Origin of the sequence: Thioclava sp. JE_KL1 (assembly GCF_009296265.1) — a bacterium.
GTDB lineage: Bacteria > Pseudomonadota > Alphaproteobacteria > Rhodobacterales > Rhodobacteraceae > Thioclava.
In genome coordinates this window covers 37,716-51,614 of record NZ_WBJS01000003.1, presented here as the reverse complement: position 1 = coordinate 51,614, position 13,899 = coordinate 37,716, and the positions used below count along the sequence as shown (strand labels likewise).

At 62.9% G+C, this 13,899-nt stretch carries 16 protein-coding genes; 6 read left to right on the top strand and 10 right to left on the bottom strand.

Annotated elements, in window-relative coordinates; translation table 11 throughout:
- The first annotated feature begins 11 nt into the window (after nt 1–11).
- Genes F8R15_RS05680 through F8R15_RS05670 form a run of 3 tightly spaced genes read left to right on the top strand, consistent with a single transcriptional unit; the run spans nt 12 to nt 2,697 of the window.
- Nucleotides 12–1,001: an ABC transporter permease gene (locus F8R15_RS05680; protein ID WP_152844204.1), complete on the top strand. Its 990-nt coding sequence runs from the start codon at nt 12–14 to the stop codon at nt 999–1,001.
- Nucleotides 1,001–1,315, top strand: a complete 315-nt coding sequence (rhaM, locus tag F8R15_RS05675; RefSeq protein ID WP_216644110.1) for an L-rhamnose mutarotase — start codon at nt 1,001–1,003, stop codon at nt 1,313–1,315. The genes F8R15_RS05680 and rhaM overlap by 1 nt, the downstream gene beginning before the upstream one ends.
- Nucleotides 1,312–2,697, top strand: coding sequence for an FGGY-family carbohydrate kinase (locus tag F8R15_RS05670; protein ID WP_152843903.1), 1,386 nt, complete (start codon nt 1,312–1,314; stop codon nt 2,695–2,697). Before rhaM ends, F8R15_RS05670 begins: the two co-directional genes overlap by 4 nt.
- 117 nt (nt 2,698–2,814) lie before the next feature.
- Here the strand turns inward: F8R15_RS05670 and F8R15_RS05665 are convergent, their stop codons facing one another.
- On the bottom strand, nt 2,815–3,969 hold the full coding sequence (locus tag F8R15_RS05665) for a low temperature requirement protein A (protein ID WP_152843902.1): 1,155 nt from the start codon (nt 3,967–3,969) through the stop codon (nt 2,815–2,817).
- 97 nt (nt 3,970–4,066) lie between these two features.
- A complete protein-coding gene (locus tag F8R15_RS05660) occupies nt 4,067–4,987 on the bottom strand; it encodes an alpha/beta hydrolase (RefSeq protein WP_152843901.1) in 921 nt (306 codons plus the stop codon).
- Nucleotides 4,988–5,100: 113 nt separating this feature from the next.
- On the opposite strand from F8R15_RS05660, the gene F8R15_RS05655 reads away from it, so the two are divergent.
- Together F8R15_RS05655 and F8R15_RS05650 are read left to right on the top strand one after the other, a co-directional pair.
- Nucleotides 5,101–5,994: a LysR family transcriptional regulator gene (locus tag F8R15_RS05655; protein ID WP_152843900.1), complete on the top strand. Its 894-nt coding sequence runs from the start codon at nt 5,101–5,103 to the stop codon at nt 5,992–5,994.
- Between the two features lie 143 nt (nt 5,995–6,137).
- Nucleotides 6,138–6,770 (top strand): tyrosine-type recombinase/integrase, encoded by a 633-nt coding sequence (locus F8R15_RS05650; RefSeq protein WP_152843899.1) that lies wholly within the window; start codon nt 6,138–6,140, stop codon nt 6,768–6,770.
- Nucleotides 6,771–7,057: 287 nt separating this feature from the next.
- Here F8R15_RS05650 and F8R15_RS05645 read toward each other — a convergent pair whose 3' ends face one another.
- The 8 genes from F8R15_RS05645 to F8R15_RS05610 all read right to left on the bottom strand — a co-directional run bounded on the left by F8R15_RS05645 (nt 7,058) and on the right by F8R15_RS05610 (nt 12,171).
- Complete coding sequence (locus tag F8R15_RS05645; protein ID WP_078539255.1) at nt 7,058–7,363, bottom strand: hypothetical protein; 306 nt, start codon at nt 7,361–7,363, stop codon at nt 7,058–7,060.
- 103 nt (nt 7,364–7,466) lie between these two features.
- A complete protein-coding gene (locus F8R15_RS05640; RefSeq protein ID WP_152843898.1) occupies nt 7,467–7,769 on the bottom strand; it encodes a hypothetical protein in 303 nt (100 codons plus the stop codon).
- 54 nt (nt 7,770–7,823) lie between these two features.
- Complete coding sequence (locus F8R15_RS05635) at nt 7,824–8,171, bottom strand: GlsB/YeaQ/YmgE family stress response membrane protein (RefSeq protein ID WP_216644109.1); 348 nt, start codon at nt 8,169–8,171, stop codon at nt 7,824–7,826.
- A 310-nt stretch (nt 8,172–8,481) separates the two neighbouring features.
- Nucleotides 8,482–8,829, bottom strand: coding sequence for a hypothetical protein (locus F8R15_RS05630; protein ID WP_083077805.1), 348 nt, complete (start codon nt 8,827–8,829; stop codon nt 8,482–8,484).
- 42 nt (nt 8,830–8,871) lie between these two features.
- On the bottom strand, nt 8,872–9,969 hold the full coding sequence (locus tag F8R15_RS05625; RefSeq protein ID WP_152843897.1) for an SH3 domain-containing protein: 1,098 nt from the start codon (nt 9,967–9,969) through the stop codon (nt 8,872–8,874).
- A 274-nt stretch (nt 9,970–10,243) separates the two neighbouring features.
- A complete protein-coding gene (locus F8R15_RS05620; protein WP_152843896.1) occupies nt 10,244–10,504 on the bottom strand; it encodes a hypothetical protein in 261 nt (86 codons plus the stop codon).
- A 23-nt stretch (nt 10,505–10,527) separates the two neighbouring features.
- Nucleotides 10,528–11,292, bottom strand: a complete 765-nt coding sequence (locus F8R15_RS05615; RefSeq protein ID WP_152843895.1) for a hypothetical protein — start codon at nt 11,290–11,292, stop codon at nt 10,528–10,530.
- Nucleotides 11,293–11,517: 225 nt separating this feature from the next.
- Nucleotides 11,518–12,171, bottom strand: a complete 654-nt coding sequence (locus tag F8R15_RS05610) for a DNA-binding transcriptional regulator (RefSeq protein ID WP_172976170.1) — start codon at nt 12,169–12,171, stop codon at nt 11,518–11,520.
- 206 nt (nt 12,172–12,377) lie between these two features.
- Between F8R15_RS05610 and F8R15_RS22045 the strand changes: the two genes are divergently transcribed.
- Nucleotides 12,378–13,895 carry a ShlB/FhaC/HecB family hemolysin secretion/activation protein gene (locus tag F8R15_RS22045; RefSeq protein ID WP_152843893.1) on the top strand — a complete coding sequence of 506 codons (1,518 nt, stop codon included), beginning with the start codon at nt 12,378–12,380 and terminating at the stop codon, nt 13,893–13,895.
- The last annotated feature ends 4 nt before the right edge of the window (nt 13,896–13,899 follow it).

The following is a 13,899-nucleotide window of genomic DNA, read 5'->3' as shown; positions in this document are numbered from 1 at the left end:
CCCATGCGGACATGACCGAGGCGAGCGGAACGCGGTCGATCCCAGACCGGTTGACTTCGCCGCTGCGCCGCAACCTGCTGGGCTGGGAGAGCCTGCTGCTGATCGTGGGCATCGCGATCTTCATCCTCAACTCTTTCGCCTCGCCCTACTTCCTGAGCGCGTGGAGCCTGTCAGACGCGACCTTCAACTTCACCGAGAAGGCGATGATCGCCTTCGCGATGGCGCTTTTGATCGTCGCCGGCGAGATCGACCTCTCGGTCGCGTCGATCATCGCGCTGGCCTCGACCGCGATGGGCGCTGCGGCCACTGCGGGGGCGGGGACGCCGGTTCTGGTGTTGATCGGTCTGGGAACGGGCTTGCTATGCGGCGCGTTCAACGGCGCACTCGTCACGCGGCTCGGGCTTCCTTCGATCGTGGTGACCATCGGGACGATGAGCCTGTTTCGCGGCATCTCTTATATCGTGCTGGGGGACGGCGCCTATCGCGGCTATCCCGCGACCTTCCAGTGGTTCGGGCAGGGCTATGTGTTCTGGGTGATCTCCTTCGAGTTCGCGCTCTTCGCAGTGCTGGCAGTCATCTTCGGCATCTTGCTTCACAAGACGAATTTCGGCCGCGCGGTCTATGCCGTGGGCAACAACCCGACGGCGGCGCTGTTCTCGGGTATCCGGGTCCCGCGGGTGAAGATGACGCTGTTTCTGTTGACCGGGCTGATGTCGGGCGTGGCCGCAATCTGCCTCACCGCGCGGCTGGGCTCGACCCGTCCGTCCATCGCCTTGGGCATGGAGCTTGAAGTGGTGACGATGGTCGTGCTGGGTGGCGTGTCGATCCTCGGCGGCGCAGGCTCGATCCCGGGCGTCGTGATCGCGGCCTTCGTGCTTGGGCTGGTGACCTTCGGGCTGGGCCTGCTGAACGTGCCGGGCATCGTGATGTCGATCTTCACCGGCGCCCTGCTGATCGGCGTCATCGCGCTGCCGCGTCTGGTCGCGCAATGGAGGAGATGATGGAGAAATTCGCCTTCCGGATGCAGCTGAACCCCGGCTGCCGCGAGGAATATATCCGTCGCCATGACGAGATCTGGCCCGAGCTGGTGGGCCTGCTGAAAGAGGCCGGGGTCGAGGATTACTCGATCCATCTCGATCCCGAAACGAATGCGCTGTTCGGTGTGCTCTGGCGCAGGGAAGATCACGGAATGGATGCCTTGCCGAACCATCCGGTGATGCAGAAATGGTGGGCCCATATGGCCGATATCATGGCGACGAACCCGGACAACTCGCCGGTTTCCGTCCCGCTCGAGACGGTGTTTCATCTGAAATGACCGGAACAGAGAAGACCGCGCCGCGCCATATCGCCGTGATCGATGTCGGCAAGACCAATGCGAAGCTCGCGCTGGTCGATGCCCGAAGCCTCGAAGAGATCGCCGTCGTCACGCGCCCGAACCGGGTGCTGCCGGGGCCGCCCTGGCCGCATTTCGATCTCGAGGGGCATTGGGCATTCTTTCTCGAACATCTCAGCGCTTTCCATGCCGAACACGGTGTCGACGCGATCTCGGTGACGACCCATGGCGCCTCGGCAGTGCTGCTGGATGACGAGCGCCAGCTTGCCGTGCCGATGCTGGATTACGAACACGATGGTCCGGAGGCCAGCGCCGCCGACTACGACCGCCTGCGCCCGGATTTCGCGCGCACCGGATCGCCGCGACTTCCCGTCGGGCTCAATCTCGGCGCGCAGCTCCATTGGCAATTCACGACATGGCCGGATCTGCACGACCGGGTGGCTCATATCGTCACCTATCCGCAATATTGGGGCCTTCTGCTGACCGCGAACCTCGCGACGGACGTGACGTCTTTGGGCTGCCATACGGACCTGTGGAGCCCTTGGGAGAGGCGCTTCTCCGAATTGCCGCAGCGCCTCGGGATCGCCGAGAAGATCGCACCGCCACAGCAGCCGGGCAGGGTGCTCGGCACGTTGCGCGCGGAGGTCTCTGAGAGAACCGGACTGTCACCTGCGACGCCCGTGATGGTGGGTATCCATGACTCCAACGCCTCGCTTCTGCCCTATCTGGGATCGGAGGAGCCGTTTTCCGTCATCTCGACCGGAACATGGGTGATCGCGATGGCGATCGGGGCTGCACGCAAGCCGCTTGATCCTGCGCGCGATACGCTGATCAACGTCAATGCGCTGGATGCGCCGGTGCCGTCCGCGCGCTTCATGGGGGGGCGTGAATACGAGCTGCTCCGGGAAGGCTCAAACGCGGCCCCAACTCCGCAAGCCTGTGCCAAGATCCTCGCGCAAGGGACGATGATCCTGCCCTCGGCAGTGCCCGGAACAGGGCCTTTCCCGGATCATCCGCTCGAATGGATCGGCGAGGCAAGAACGCCGAGCGAACGGATGGCCGCGATCGGCTTCTATCTCGCGATGATGACGGAAAGCTGCCTCGACCTGATCGGTGCGCTCGGTCCAGCGATCGTCGAGGGGCCGTTTGCATCGAACCCGGCCTATCTCGACATGCTCGCAGCCTTGCGGCCCGATGGCGTTCGGGTCGCGCAGTCGGCGACGGGAACATCCGTGGGGGCGGCCTTGCTTGCGCTGCCCACAAAAGCGCCTCCCGAAGCTCGCCCTCATCCACGCCCGGCCCAAGCCGATGCTTTGAAGGCGTATTTCGAGCGCTGGCGGGAAGCGATCTTGCAGGAGGCCTGATAAGCCGCTGCCAGGAGCCCATAACTGATGTCCTGAGCCGGCCCATAGCGGTCCTCGGGGCGGTGCGCCGCGAAAGTCTACGTTGCGTTAAACGGAGCCTCTAACTCAGACAACGGCTTAGCCGTTTGCGCGAGCGGTGCCTGCGGCTCGCATCGCGGTCAACAGGACCAGCGCTACGGCGGTGACCGAGACCGGAGCGCCAGCGAAGGCGAGGGCCGCCACCACAGCGGTCCCGGCCAAGAGCAGGTGCTGGCGCAGCAGACCTTCGCGGAACCTGTCCCGGATGAACCATAATCCGAACAGATTAAGTGCAACGGGACCTGCGACCCAGCCCGAAGCGGTGGATGCGTCGATCTCGGAATGATGGGTCACGACATCCATCACCGCGCCCAAGCCTGCCGCGACCAGCGCGCCGGCGGCGAAGACGATAACATGGCCGTAGCCCCAGACGATGGCGCGACGAAATTCCGACGTTTCCAAATGGTCTTCACTTTCAAGGAAATAGAGCCACCACAGCGCGAAGACGATTACCAGCCCCGAGACGGCGGCGAGGATCAGTGGCGCCTCGGCTTGGCCCTCATAGAGATGACCGAACATCAGCGAGATCGAGACCACGACTTCGCCCAGAACGATAATGTTCAACAGGCCGTAACGTTCGATAAGGTGGTGGCGATGCCAAGGCGTCTCGCGGGCGCGCTCGGCCCAGACCGGAACGGCCAGCTCCACCACAAAGATCGCGGCGAACACGGCAAGGAAGGCGGCGTGGTTGGGCGGCATCGCGAAATAAAGCGCGATCCAGAGCGCCTGAGCCACCGCGATGCCGATGGCATAGCGCAGCGCCGAGCGCCGATAGTCGGGGTTCGACCGCGCGGCCCGCAGCCACAGCGCGATCATGCCGATGCGCATGATGATCCAGCCGACCAGCGCATAGCTGAAATCAAGGGAGGTGGTGATGGACTCGACCCCGCCGGCAAAGACCGCGGCCCCGCTCATCACCACCATCGTCAGCAGAATGAACAGCGCATCGCCATTGTCGAAGGCTGAGGCAAACCATGTGAAGTTCATCCAGGCCCACCAAATCACCGCGAACAGGGCGATGAAGTTGAGCAGCATCTCCGGCCCGTGCCCTTCGGAAATCGCGTGGTGTAGCGTCACCGTGACCGAAGCAATGGCGACCACACTGACCAGATCGAAAAACAGTTCGAGCTGCGTGGCCGCGCGGTGGCCCTCGCGCGGATCGCGGGCGATGAGGGGGCGAATTCCTGTGGGCATCGGCGTCTCCTGTCCTTTTTGTCGTCAGGTTGGCACGGATCCCTCTGGTGCCAAAGAAAAACCCCGCCCGGGTTTCCGGGCGGGGTCGGTGACTGCGTTACGCTGCCAAATGCTCCTTGAAGAAAGGCGCGAGAACCGAGACTGCCTCGGCCACATATTGCTGACCATCATAGAGCATCATGTGGTTCGCTCCCTCGACGATGTGGAAGGCCTTGTCGCTGCTGGCGGCGCGCTCGAAGAGATCGTCGCTCATCCATTTGCTGCCTGCCTCGGAGCCAGCCACGATCTGCAGGGGCTGGGTCAGGAAGGTCTCCGCCATGTTGAAAGCATCATAGGTGATAAGCTGGGTCAGGCTGCGCGCTGTGCCCCAGCCTGGTGCGGTCGGACATTGCGCACGTTGCGTGTGGTAATATTCCCAGGCCTGACGCAGTTCCTCGTTCGGGGCGTCTTCCTCTTTCAGCGGCGCCATCGGCATTTGCGCGACCGGGTTGCCAGCTGCATCCGAGCTCCGCGCCGCCGAGCCGGCCTCAATGTAGGGCATCGCGGCCTCCGAGGACTGCTCGCCTTCCCAGCCGTTGCGCAGCATGGAGCCGATATTCACGGCGCTGACCGTGCCGACCGCCTTGATCCGGCGATCGTTGATCGCGGCATTGGCGGTGTAGCCAGCTCCGGCACAGACACCGGCAGCGCCGATCCGGTCCGTGTCGATGAAAGGCAGCGTGGTCAGGTGATCTATCACCGCACTCACATCCTCGGTGCGGATATAGGGGTTCTCGAGCTGGCGCAGCCCGCCGCCGCTCTCGCCCTGATAGGAGGCGTCATAGGCGATGGTGACGAAGCCCGCACAGGCGAGTTCCGCCGCATAGGTGCCCGCGGTCTGTTCCTTCACACCGCCGCCGGGATGGGTCACGACGATAGCGGGATACTTCCGGGTCTCGTCGAACCCTTCGGGCAGGTTGAGGATGGCCGACATCTCGATGTCGGGATTGTTGGAGTTCGCAAAGCTGATCTTGGTCATGTCTTAATCTCCTTGGGTTGGGCCATTTGCCCTTTCGATGGAGACAATATGCAGGCTGGCGCCCAAAGTGATTAGATGGCAAAATCTTAATGGACTTATAAATCAGGTGATGAATGCGGCGAGAGGATATCGCGGATATCTCTGCCTTCGTGATGGTGGCCGAGGCTGGCAGCTTTACCAAAGCCGCCCGACATTTGGGGATTACTCAATCCGCCCTGAGCCAGATCGTGCGACGGCTGGAGGAGCGGCTGGACGTGCGCCTGTTGGCCCGCACCACGCGCTCGGTCGCGCCCACTGCTGCCGGAGAGCGCCTCGTCGCGCGAATGGCACCGATGTTGCGGGACCTTGAAACGGGATTGACCGAGCTGATCGAGACCCGGGACCGGCCCGGCGGCCATATTCGTATCACCAGCGTCGAACATGCAGCGCGCGCGTATGTGCTCCCCGCTTTGGCGCGCCTGCTCTCTGACTATCCCGAGATCACGGTCGAAGTTATTGTCGATTACGGGCTGGTCGATGTGGTCGCCGACAGGTTCGACGCCGGCGTGAGGCTTGGCGCGCAGGTCGAGAAGGACATGATAGCGGTGCGCATCTCGCCCGACATCCCGATGGCCGTTGTCGCGACGCCCGCGCACATCTCATCGCATGGACGTCCCGAACGGCCCGAAAGCCTCGTCGAGCATCGCTGCATCTGTCTGCGCCTCCCGAGTTCCGAGACGCTCTATTCGTGGCGTTTCGTGGCGGCAGATCGCGAGACCCAAGTGCGCGTATCCGGCCCGGTTATCTCGAACACCGCAGAGCTGATGCACAAGGCTGCGCGCGAGGGGCTCGGCTTTGCCATGCTTCCCGCAGATATGGTTGCGGAAGATCTGCAAGCGGGCCGGCTGGAACAGGTGCTGAGCGATGTGACGGCGCCGTTGCCCGGGTATCACCTTTACTATCCCAATCGTCGCCACGCTTCGCCAGCTTTTCGTCTGCTCGTGGACGCACTACGGTATCGTGCGTAGGGATATGATCAGGGTCCAAGGTCTGTGTTCGATTGGCGCACCCGGCGCGGAAAATATCTAAGGACAGCCTGAGAAGAGGTAAGATTGGGATGCCAACGTCGGGTTGGTGCTGCGGTAGGGCTGGGTGGATCGGAGGAACCGCCATGCCTACCATGAACCTGCCTGCCATCCGCGCCAAACGCCAAGCCTGGAAAAAGGGCCGCCTCGTCGGCCAGAAACGTCCGCTCCTTCCAAAGCATGTCTGGGCAATTCGCGTTCGATTGGAGATCGCCGACAAGGTGCGCGACCTTGCACTCTTCAACCTCGCCATCGACAGCAAGCTCCGTGGATGTGATCTCGTGACATTGAAGGTCGCTGAAGTCTTCGCCGCTGGGCAGGTGAAAGAACGAGCTTCGATCATCCAGAGCAAGACACAGAAGCCGGTTCGGTTCGAAATCACTGTGGGAACCCGCAACTCGTTCGCGGATTGGCTCGACGACCCGATGATGATTGGGTCAGAGTATCTTTGGCCTGGGCGTTTCCTTGAGCGCCTTCACATCTCAACGCGGCAATACGCCCGCCTGGGTCGTGACTGGGTGACCTCCATCGGCCTCGAACCCAGCTCCTACGGCACGCACTCGATGCGCCGCACCAAGGTCGCGCAGATCTATCGGAAGACAGGAAACCTTCGCGCCGTTCAGCTCCTGCTTGGCCATACCAAGATGGACAGCACGGTCCGATATTTGGGGGTCGAATTGGAGGATGCGCTTGCGATCTCTGAGGCTGTTGAGATCTGATCCACCGGGCCGCCCTTCATGGACGGCCCTTTGCTGTCGTAGACCCTAGCCCCAACCAATGTCTGCTATTTCGAATCAAAAAAGGACGTTCGGTCCCCAGTCAATATCGCTCGGAAGCTGCCCTCCCGCGAAAGCTTCACGAGCTTGGGGCTGCACGATGTGCAGCCCCGCATCTGTCTTTCAGGAACACACAGTTCAAAACCGGCACCGAGGCAGCTCTGCAAAAAGCGGCGTAGCGCGAATGCAGACTGCTCACGAGCCTACTGACCGGGAAACCGTAGCGTCCGTCAGCAATCCTCAGCCGGCAGCATGGTCACGTCGGAGTAACGACCGTCCGAGGTCGTGATGCGTGCGCAGGCGCCAGTGGAGCGATTGAAATACCACGAGGTTAGCCCTTCGGAGCGAATGCGCTCATAGCCGAGCGCCATGATCCCGCCTTCGGCTTGACCCGCGCGAGCGCCCTCGAAAGAGGAGAGGTCGTATTCGCTACCGACCGCTGGGCGACCTTGCTCGGGCATGCTCGTGTCGCCGGTCTCCACGCAGGCGGCAAGCGGAAGGGCCGCGGCAAAGGTCCAGATCAGTTTCGTCTTCATGGTCGTCTCCTTCGACAGTTTGTGCGCCAGTTCAGATCTATGCGCGGTTGGAAAATCTTGGCTGCGGCCCCGCTATGAGGGAGGCGTGGCCGCAGGCGGCGCGTCAGTTCGCGTATTCGCTGAAGACTGTGACGCTGCCGTTCGCTTCAAGGCGGCAGGTGTATTTGCTCCCGCCCGCCATGAGCGTGAGGATCGGGCCGCCGCCGGTCTGGATGCGGTCGAGGATGGTGACCGAACCCGCGCTGGTGCCGGTCAGGGTCGCGGCCTGCGCGACGCAGGGACCGGTCATGGTGTCGAATTGAGTGTCGGTGCCGCTGAGCGCAGGGTCCGAGCCTCCGGTCTCGACGCAGCCTGCGAGCAGGGCCGAGGCCGCGAACAGGCCTGCGATGGTCACAGTGGTTTTCATCGTTCTTCTCCCTTCAAGTCGGTCACCGGTGAGTGCGGGCGTCTTTCGCAGGGCTCAGGTCTTGCGGACCATCTTCACGATCAGCAGCAGAAGCACCGCTCCGAGGAACATCACGATCAGCGAGCCGAGCGCGCTCGCGATCTGAATTCCGAACAGCCGGAGCAGGACGCTCGCGAGGATCGAGCCGCCGATCCCGATCAGAATGTCGAGCCCGATACCGGAACCGGTCCCCTTCACGAGCAGACTCGCAAGCCAGCCGACAAGCCCGCCGACGACGACGGCAATCAGGATGCCGATGATCAGCCCCATCCCGGCGCCGACCGCGTTCGCGGGGCCTTGTTGCGCAAAGGCGGGCGCTGCGAAAGCGGTGGCCATGAAGGCCATGAGTAGTTTCTGTTTCATCACTGGATCCCCACGATTGCTATGAAATCTTTCAGGCCGGGCGAACGGTTCTCGACCTCGATCAAGTTCGGCCCCGTCTCTCCCGGAGCATTCCGCCGATGTAGCCGCCCACGGCCCCGGCAAGAGCGGAGGACCACCAAGATGTGCCTCCGAAGCCTAGGGTGCGTGAAATGAACCACCCGATGATCAGGGCGATGCAGCCAATGATTGCGTATTTGACCGGTGTGCTGAGAGCGTTGAACAAGGCTGTCTCCACCTGTTGAGGCTTTCGGGGCAGGGGCCATACGCCGCCCCCGAAGGTCGGTGCCGATCAGAGGTAGCCTTCGCTGCCCATGAACATGGTTTGCGGGTTGCTTCCATCCGCGCCGACGAGACAGCGCCACGGAGCGCCGTTTGCGCCGACCCGCATGTAGATGGCGGTTGCGGCCTGCGACGTCTCTCCACCGACCACGGTCACGCCGCCCGTTGTCTGGGCCGCCAGGGCCGATCGGCAGGAGTCGATCGCGGCCTGGCTGACATCCGGAGACATGCTGGTGATGAAGGGCGGGCTGCCGGGCGCGACAGGCATTTGGGCTGCCGATCCGCCGGTGTCCTCGACGCAGGCCGAAAGCGCCGCGAGCGCACCGAGCCCGGCCATGATTCCGATCAGTCTGGGCATGTCTTCTTCCTTTCCGTTGAAGTCGAGAGGGCAGTTCGGATGTCAGTCGATCCCGAAGATAACCGTGTAGGATTGCGCGCCGTTGGCCGTGTTGTAGACGTCGATGATGTGGTCGCCCGACTGAAAGAGTTGGCCACGGTATTCCTGCGCTGCCGGCATTTCGTCGAGCAGGACGGACCCGTCCGGGTTGTAAATCACGTAGGTCATCCCGGGCCCGTTGGCGGCGAGCCGGAAATACAGGTTCTGCCCGTTGGCCGCGCCGAGGATATATCGCTGCGATCTCTGCGGAAGCAGCTGACCGGAGAGCTCCGCGCCGCTCGAACCGGGCGCAAACCGCACTCGGATGTCTGCCGACCCGCTGCCCGCCATTGCCCCGCCGCCATCATCGGCGGTTGCGCTGTTCTCTCCGCCACCCGGCCCGGGAAGGCGCAGGAAACGGGCTGCGACCCAACCCTGCACACCACCTTGCGAGTCCTGAACCTTGCACCATTGCCGACCGTCCGACATCGTGCAGCCGCCGACATTGCGAACGACTGTGCCGTTGGGCAGCTTGCCCAGCAGTCGGCCGCTGGGGCGCGGTGCGTTGCGGATATTGAGCGTGTCGCCCGGCGTGCGGAGCGTCACGACGAAGAAATCCTCTTCGGGAAGCATCCCGCCACTCTGACTGCCGCCCGAGGTCGAGCCGCCGCTGTCTTTCCCGGTGATCGAGACATTGATCGTGAAGCCGACCGTCTTGCCGGTATCCCGGTCATTGCCCATCAGGTAGACGCGGATCGCCCAGTCACGGGTTTCGGGCAGCACCACGCTCGCCGAACTGCCTTCATTCGAGCCAACGAACAGACCGTTATAGTCCATTCCCGCGGGCAGGATGTTGAAATAGGCGATCCCGTTGCCGTTCGTGCCCGTGACCCTGAGATCGACATTCATCCGCTGGCCGACAGTTCCGCGCAGCACGTAGTCGATATAGTCCCGACCGGTCACTGCGCCGTTGATGGCCACGCCCGACTGCCCGCGCGGGAAGCTGATCGGCACGCTTTCTTGGGCGGAGGCGGGGTTCGTGGCGAACGCGAGGGTAAGGACACAAAGCGCGGCGGTCGAGGCGGCGCGGAACGCATGCAGGAACGGGGCCGCTTGGAACATGACGTGTCTCCTCTCGGTTCGGACAGGCCGCGAGGCCTGGGAATGGACCACGCGCGCGCGCATAAAATCGCTCGTTCCCGATCGGGGTGAGCGACGTCCGGGCTAAAAATTTCTTTTCAGACCATGCTTTAGCAAATCAGATCACGCGGACGTGAGTTTGGGGAGGGCGAAAATATGCGTTTTGGGAGAATCTGTTGACCTAAGGGCAAGGTGGCGCCGTTTTCCGGGACGCGCCGACGCCTATAAGCAGTGAAGACGTGGTGGTTCGGGCCGCTCAGTGGCGACGGCGCAGCACTCTGCAAGCGATAACAAGCAGGGCGAGATTTACGCCGGGCGCGGCAACCGCCCAGAGGGCGGCCGCACTTTCCGGCACGGGAACGATCATGTTCCAAGGCAGGCCAAGCGGCATCAGAGAGACGCCAGAAAGTGGATCGCGCTCCTGTCCGAACCAGCCAAACGTGCCGATTGCGAGTAGCAATAGCGCCGCGATCCAGAGGAGCACGAAGAGGCCGATGAGGATCCGACAGAGCGTCATCTCGTTGGTTTCACCCTACACCTTCAGCAGTCTTCCGCAGGAAGCATCGTGATTTCTGAAAACTTCCCATCTGAAGTCGTGATCTTCGCGCAGGCACCGGTCGCCCGGTTGAACCAGTAGGCGGTGAGCCCCTCGGTGCGGATCGACTCGAAGCCGAGCGCCTCCAGCCCGCCGACCGCCTGACCCGCAGGCGCGCCGACGAAATCGGTCACATCGGTCGGGCTGCCGACGGACGGCATGCCGCTTTCCTGCGGCGCACCATCCATGGCGCCGCCACCGTCATCCGCGGTCGCCGGCTCTTCCGCAGGGGCACCGTCCATCGCACCGCCACCGTCGTCGGCCGTGGCGCTGTCTTCCGTGGACGTCGGAGCGCTGACCTGTTCCACGCTCGCACCGCTGCCGTCATTCGAGACGAGACAACGCCATTCGGCATCGTCGGCGCTTTTCAGCATGACAAGCGAATTCGCCTCGGAGAACTCGGTGCTCAAAACCGTGCCGCCCATCGCGCCATGCGCCGCGCGCACCGCGTCGATGCAGGCGTCGATTGCCTCCTGGCTGACTTCGGACGAGGTCGCCGCTTGCGTCGCGGCAGGCTCCTGCGCTGCGGCTTTCGGGGCCTCATCCATCGCGCCGCCGCCGTCATCGGCCGTCGCGGTATCTTCCTTTGCGGGCTCCGCGCTCTGCGTCGTTGAGGTAGTCGCCGAGCCGGTCTCCTCGGTCTTGTCTTCCTCTTCCTGACATGCCGAAAGCGCGAAGACGAGCATGGCGCTGAGAACGAGCTTGTTCATTTTGAGGACCTCTCTGAATGCGTTGCGCAAGGGGTGACGGAAGTGGCGTGGTGCCAAAAGCAAGAGGGTGGCCGCTCCCGCTAAGGTCTTGCGCCGTCGTCATTCTTGGCATTTGATCACGAAGCGGTGATCGGTGGGAGGGCGGAAATATGCGTTTTGGCGGGCCCGATGAGTTGCGCGGCGAGGGGGCCGATCATCCAAGCGCTGCGGCCGCCCCGGTCCCCGTCAGTATAACGACGCGCCGTCGATCAGATGGGCGCGCTGACCCGCATGGGTGACATGAAAGGTTCCGGGATTGTCGGTCGCAACGAAGCCGATCTTCTCGATCGTGAATTCGTCATTGGCGGGGAAGTCGAAGAAAGAGGTGATGTAGTTGAGCGCCCCGACAAACTGCCCGTCCTCCGTCAGAGGCTCCCAGATCGAGATATTCCCTTTCCCACTCGCATTCACTGCGAAGCTGAACAGAAGGGCCGCCCCGTCGAGAAAACCCGATTCCAGCAGGTGATCCCGAAGATGCGGCGCGCCGATGCGATTGGAGTAGGTTTCAAAAGACGTTCCCATGAGCTTGAAGGGATCCTGTCCGCGATCGATGAAGGCTTTCTTGCCGGAGGCCGAAATTTCGACGAGCCGCAGATTCTGATCGAGGAGTGACGCGGGGCGCAGGTCACACCGCACGATCGCGAGGCTTCTGTTGAAGGCTCGCCGCTCCTCATCGCGCTCCAGAAGTGATCGCAGACGCGCGAGCGTTGCGGGGCGCGGATTTTCCACTTGGCGCTCCCACCGGCTCACCGTGCCCTGATCGACCCCGAGCCTTTCGCCCAGTTCGATCTGGGTGATGCCCAAGCGGCGCCGAATGTCCCGGATCGCAGAACCTTCCAACTCAGCCTCTCCCGAAATCAAAGCTTACCCTACGTTACCCGGGGGCGTTGTATCTGGGAAGACAGGAACTTGCGTGATCGGCGCAGGGCGAGGTGCGCCGTGCGGCTCAGATGTCACGCACAACCTTAGCGAGAACTGTTCAGGCTAGACAAGCGACTGACCTTGGGTAAACTATTTGTGATCGAGCGGTTTTTCAGGATGTTTCCGTGGGTATTTTTCGAGTGAAACCAATCGCGCTGAGCCTCGCTCTGGCGCTGGCCGCGGCTCCTGTTTCGGCGCAAGGCACCCAATTCAACCTCACCGGGGTAACCGTTTACGATACGGCGGAAATCCTCGGATATGCCGCGCAGGTCGTCGTTCAACGCACCGGGACCGTTACGGCCGAGGACCTCGCTCAGACGCTCGAGATCATGTATCGCGAGGACGGGTATTTCCTCGCCGAAGTGTTCGTCGCAGATGATGGTCAGACGCTCGTGGTCGACGAGGGGCAGATCGGCGATGTGTCGATCGAAGGGGTGGACGAGCCGACCTATCGCCTGATCCGCAGCTATGTGGAGCCAATTGTCGGGCGGCGTGCCGTCACCCAGAAGGAATTCGAGCGCGCGATCATGCTCGTGGAGGATATCGAAGCGATCTCGGCCACGGCAGAGGTCGACTATCCGGAAGGCGCCTCCGCAGCACGGGTCCGCGTCATCACGACGCCGGAGGATCGGGCCTCGGGATATGTGAGCCTCGATCACCCCTCGCGCGATTTCGGCGAAAGCGCGATCCTGAGCGTCCATCAGGAATTCCTGAGCGCGCTGACCCCGGGCGACCGGTTGCGGTTCGAGCTGTCCGGCTCGTCCGAATTCGATGGCGGTGGCGACAGCGTCTGGGGCGCTCTCGCCTATCGCATGCCCCTTGGCGGGGGCGGTGGGTTCGGTGAGGTCTATCTGGGCTCGGTCACGGCACGCCGTGACGCGCGCGGCACGCTTCTGTCCACCGACATCGAGGGCAACACGGCTATGCTCGCCTTCGGCTATCCGGTCCTGCGCGACGTGGATACTTACGGCTATGCGCTTCTCGAGGCGAAGCGGGTCGAATCCAACGTGGATGTCTCGGGCACGAAATTCGACAGCGCGGTCGATGTCGTCGGGGCCTCCTGGATCTTCGGCAAAGCGCTTCCGGGCGGCGGGGCCTATGAATATGCGCTGAACCTTTCAATCGGCGAGCGCACATCGGATGCCGCGGGCTTCGATGACGGCGATAAGCATTTCTCGCACCTGCGCGTTGGATTGGGCTACCAGCACCCGGTCTCATGGTTCGGCCCAGAGAGCGCCGTGCGCGCCGAGTTCTGGGGGCAATATTCGCCCGATCGCCTGCCGAGCATCGAGGAATTCTATATCGGCGGACGCGAGGATGAACGCGGCTACCGGTTCGCAGAGGCGCAAGGGGACAGTGGCGTCTCCGCAACGATCGAAGTCGGTCGCGACCTGTTCCCGAGTGCGGGGCAGGTCCGGCGCGTTCGGCCTTTCGGCTTCCTCGATCTTGGCTATGTGAAGAACAACAGTCCCTCGGTGGACGAGCTGGGAGAGGAAACCTTTGCGTCCCTCGGTCTCGGGGTCGATGCCGAATTCCCGGCAGGGGTCTTCGTGCGAAGTTATGTGGCAGCGCCCTTGACCGATGGGCCGTCCACCGGTGCGGGCGATCCTGCCTTCTACCTTGGTCTGACGAAAAGCTGGTGATCTC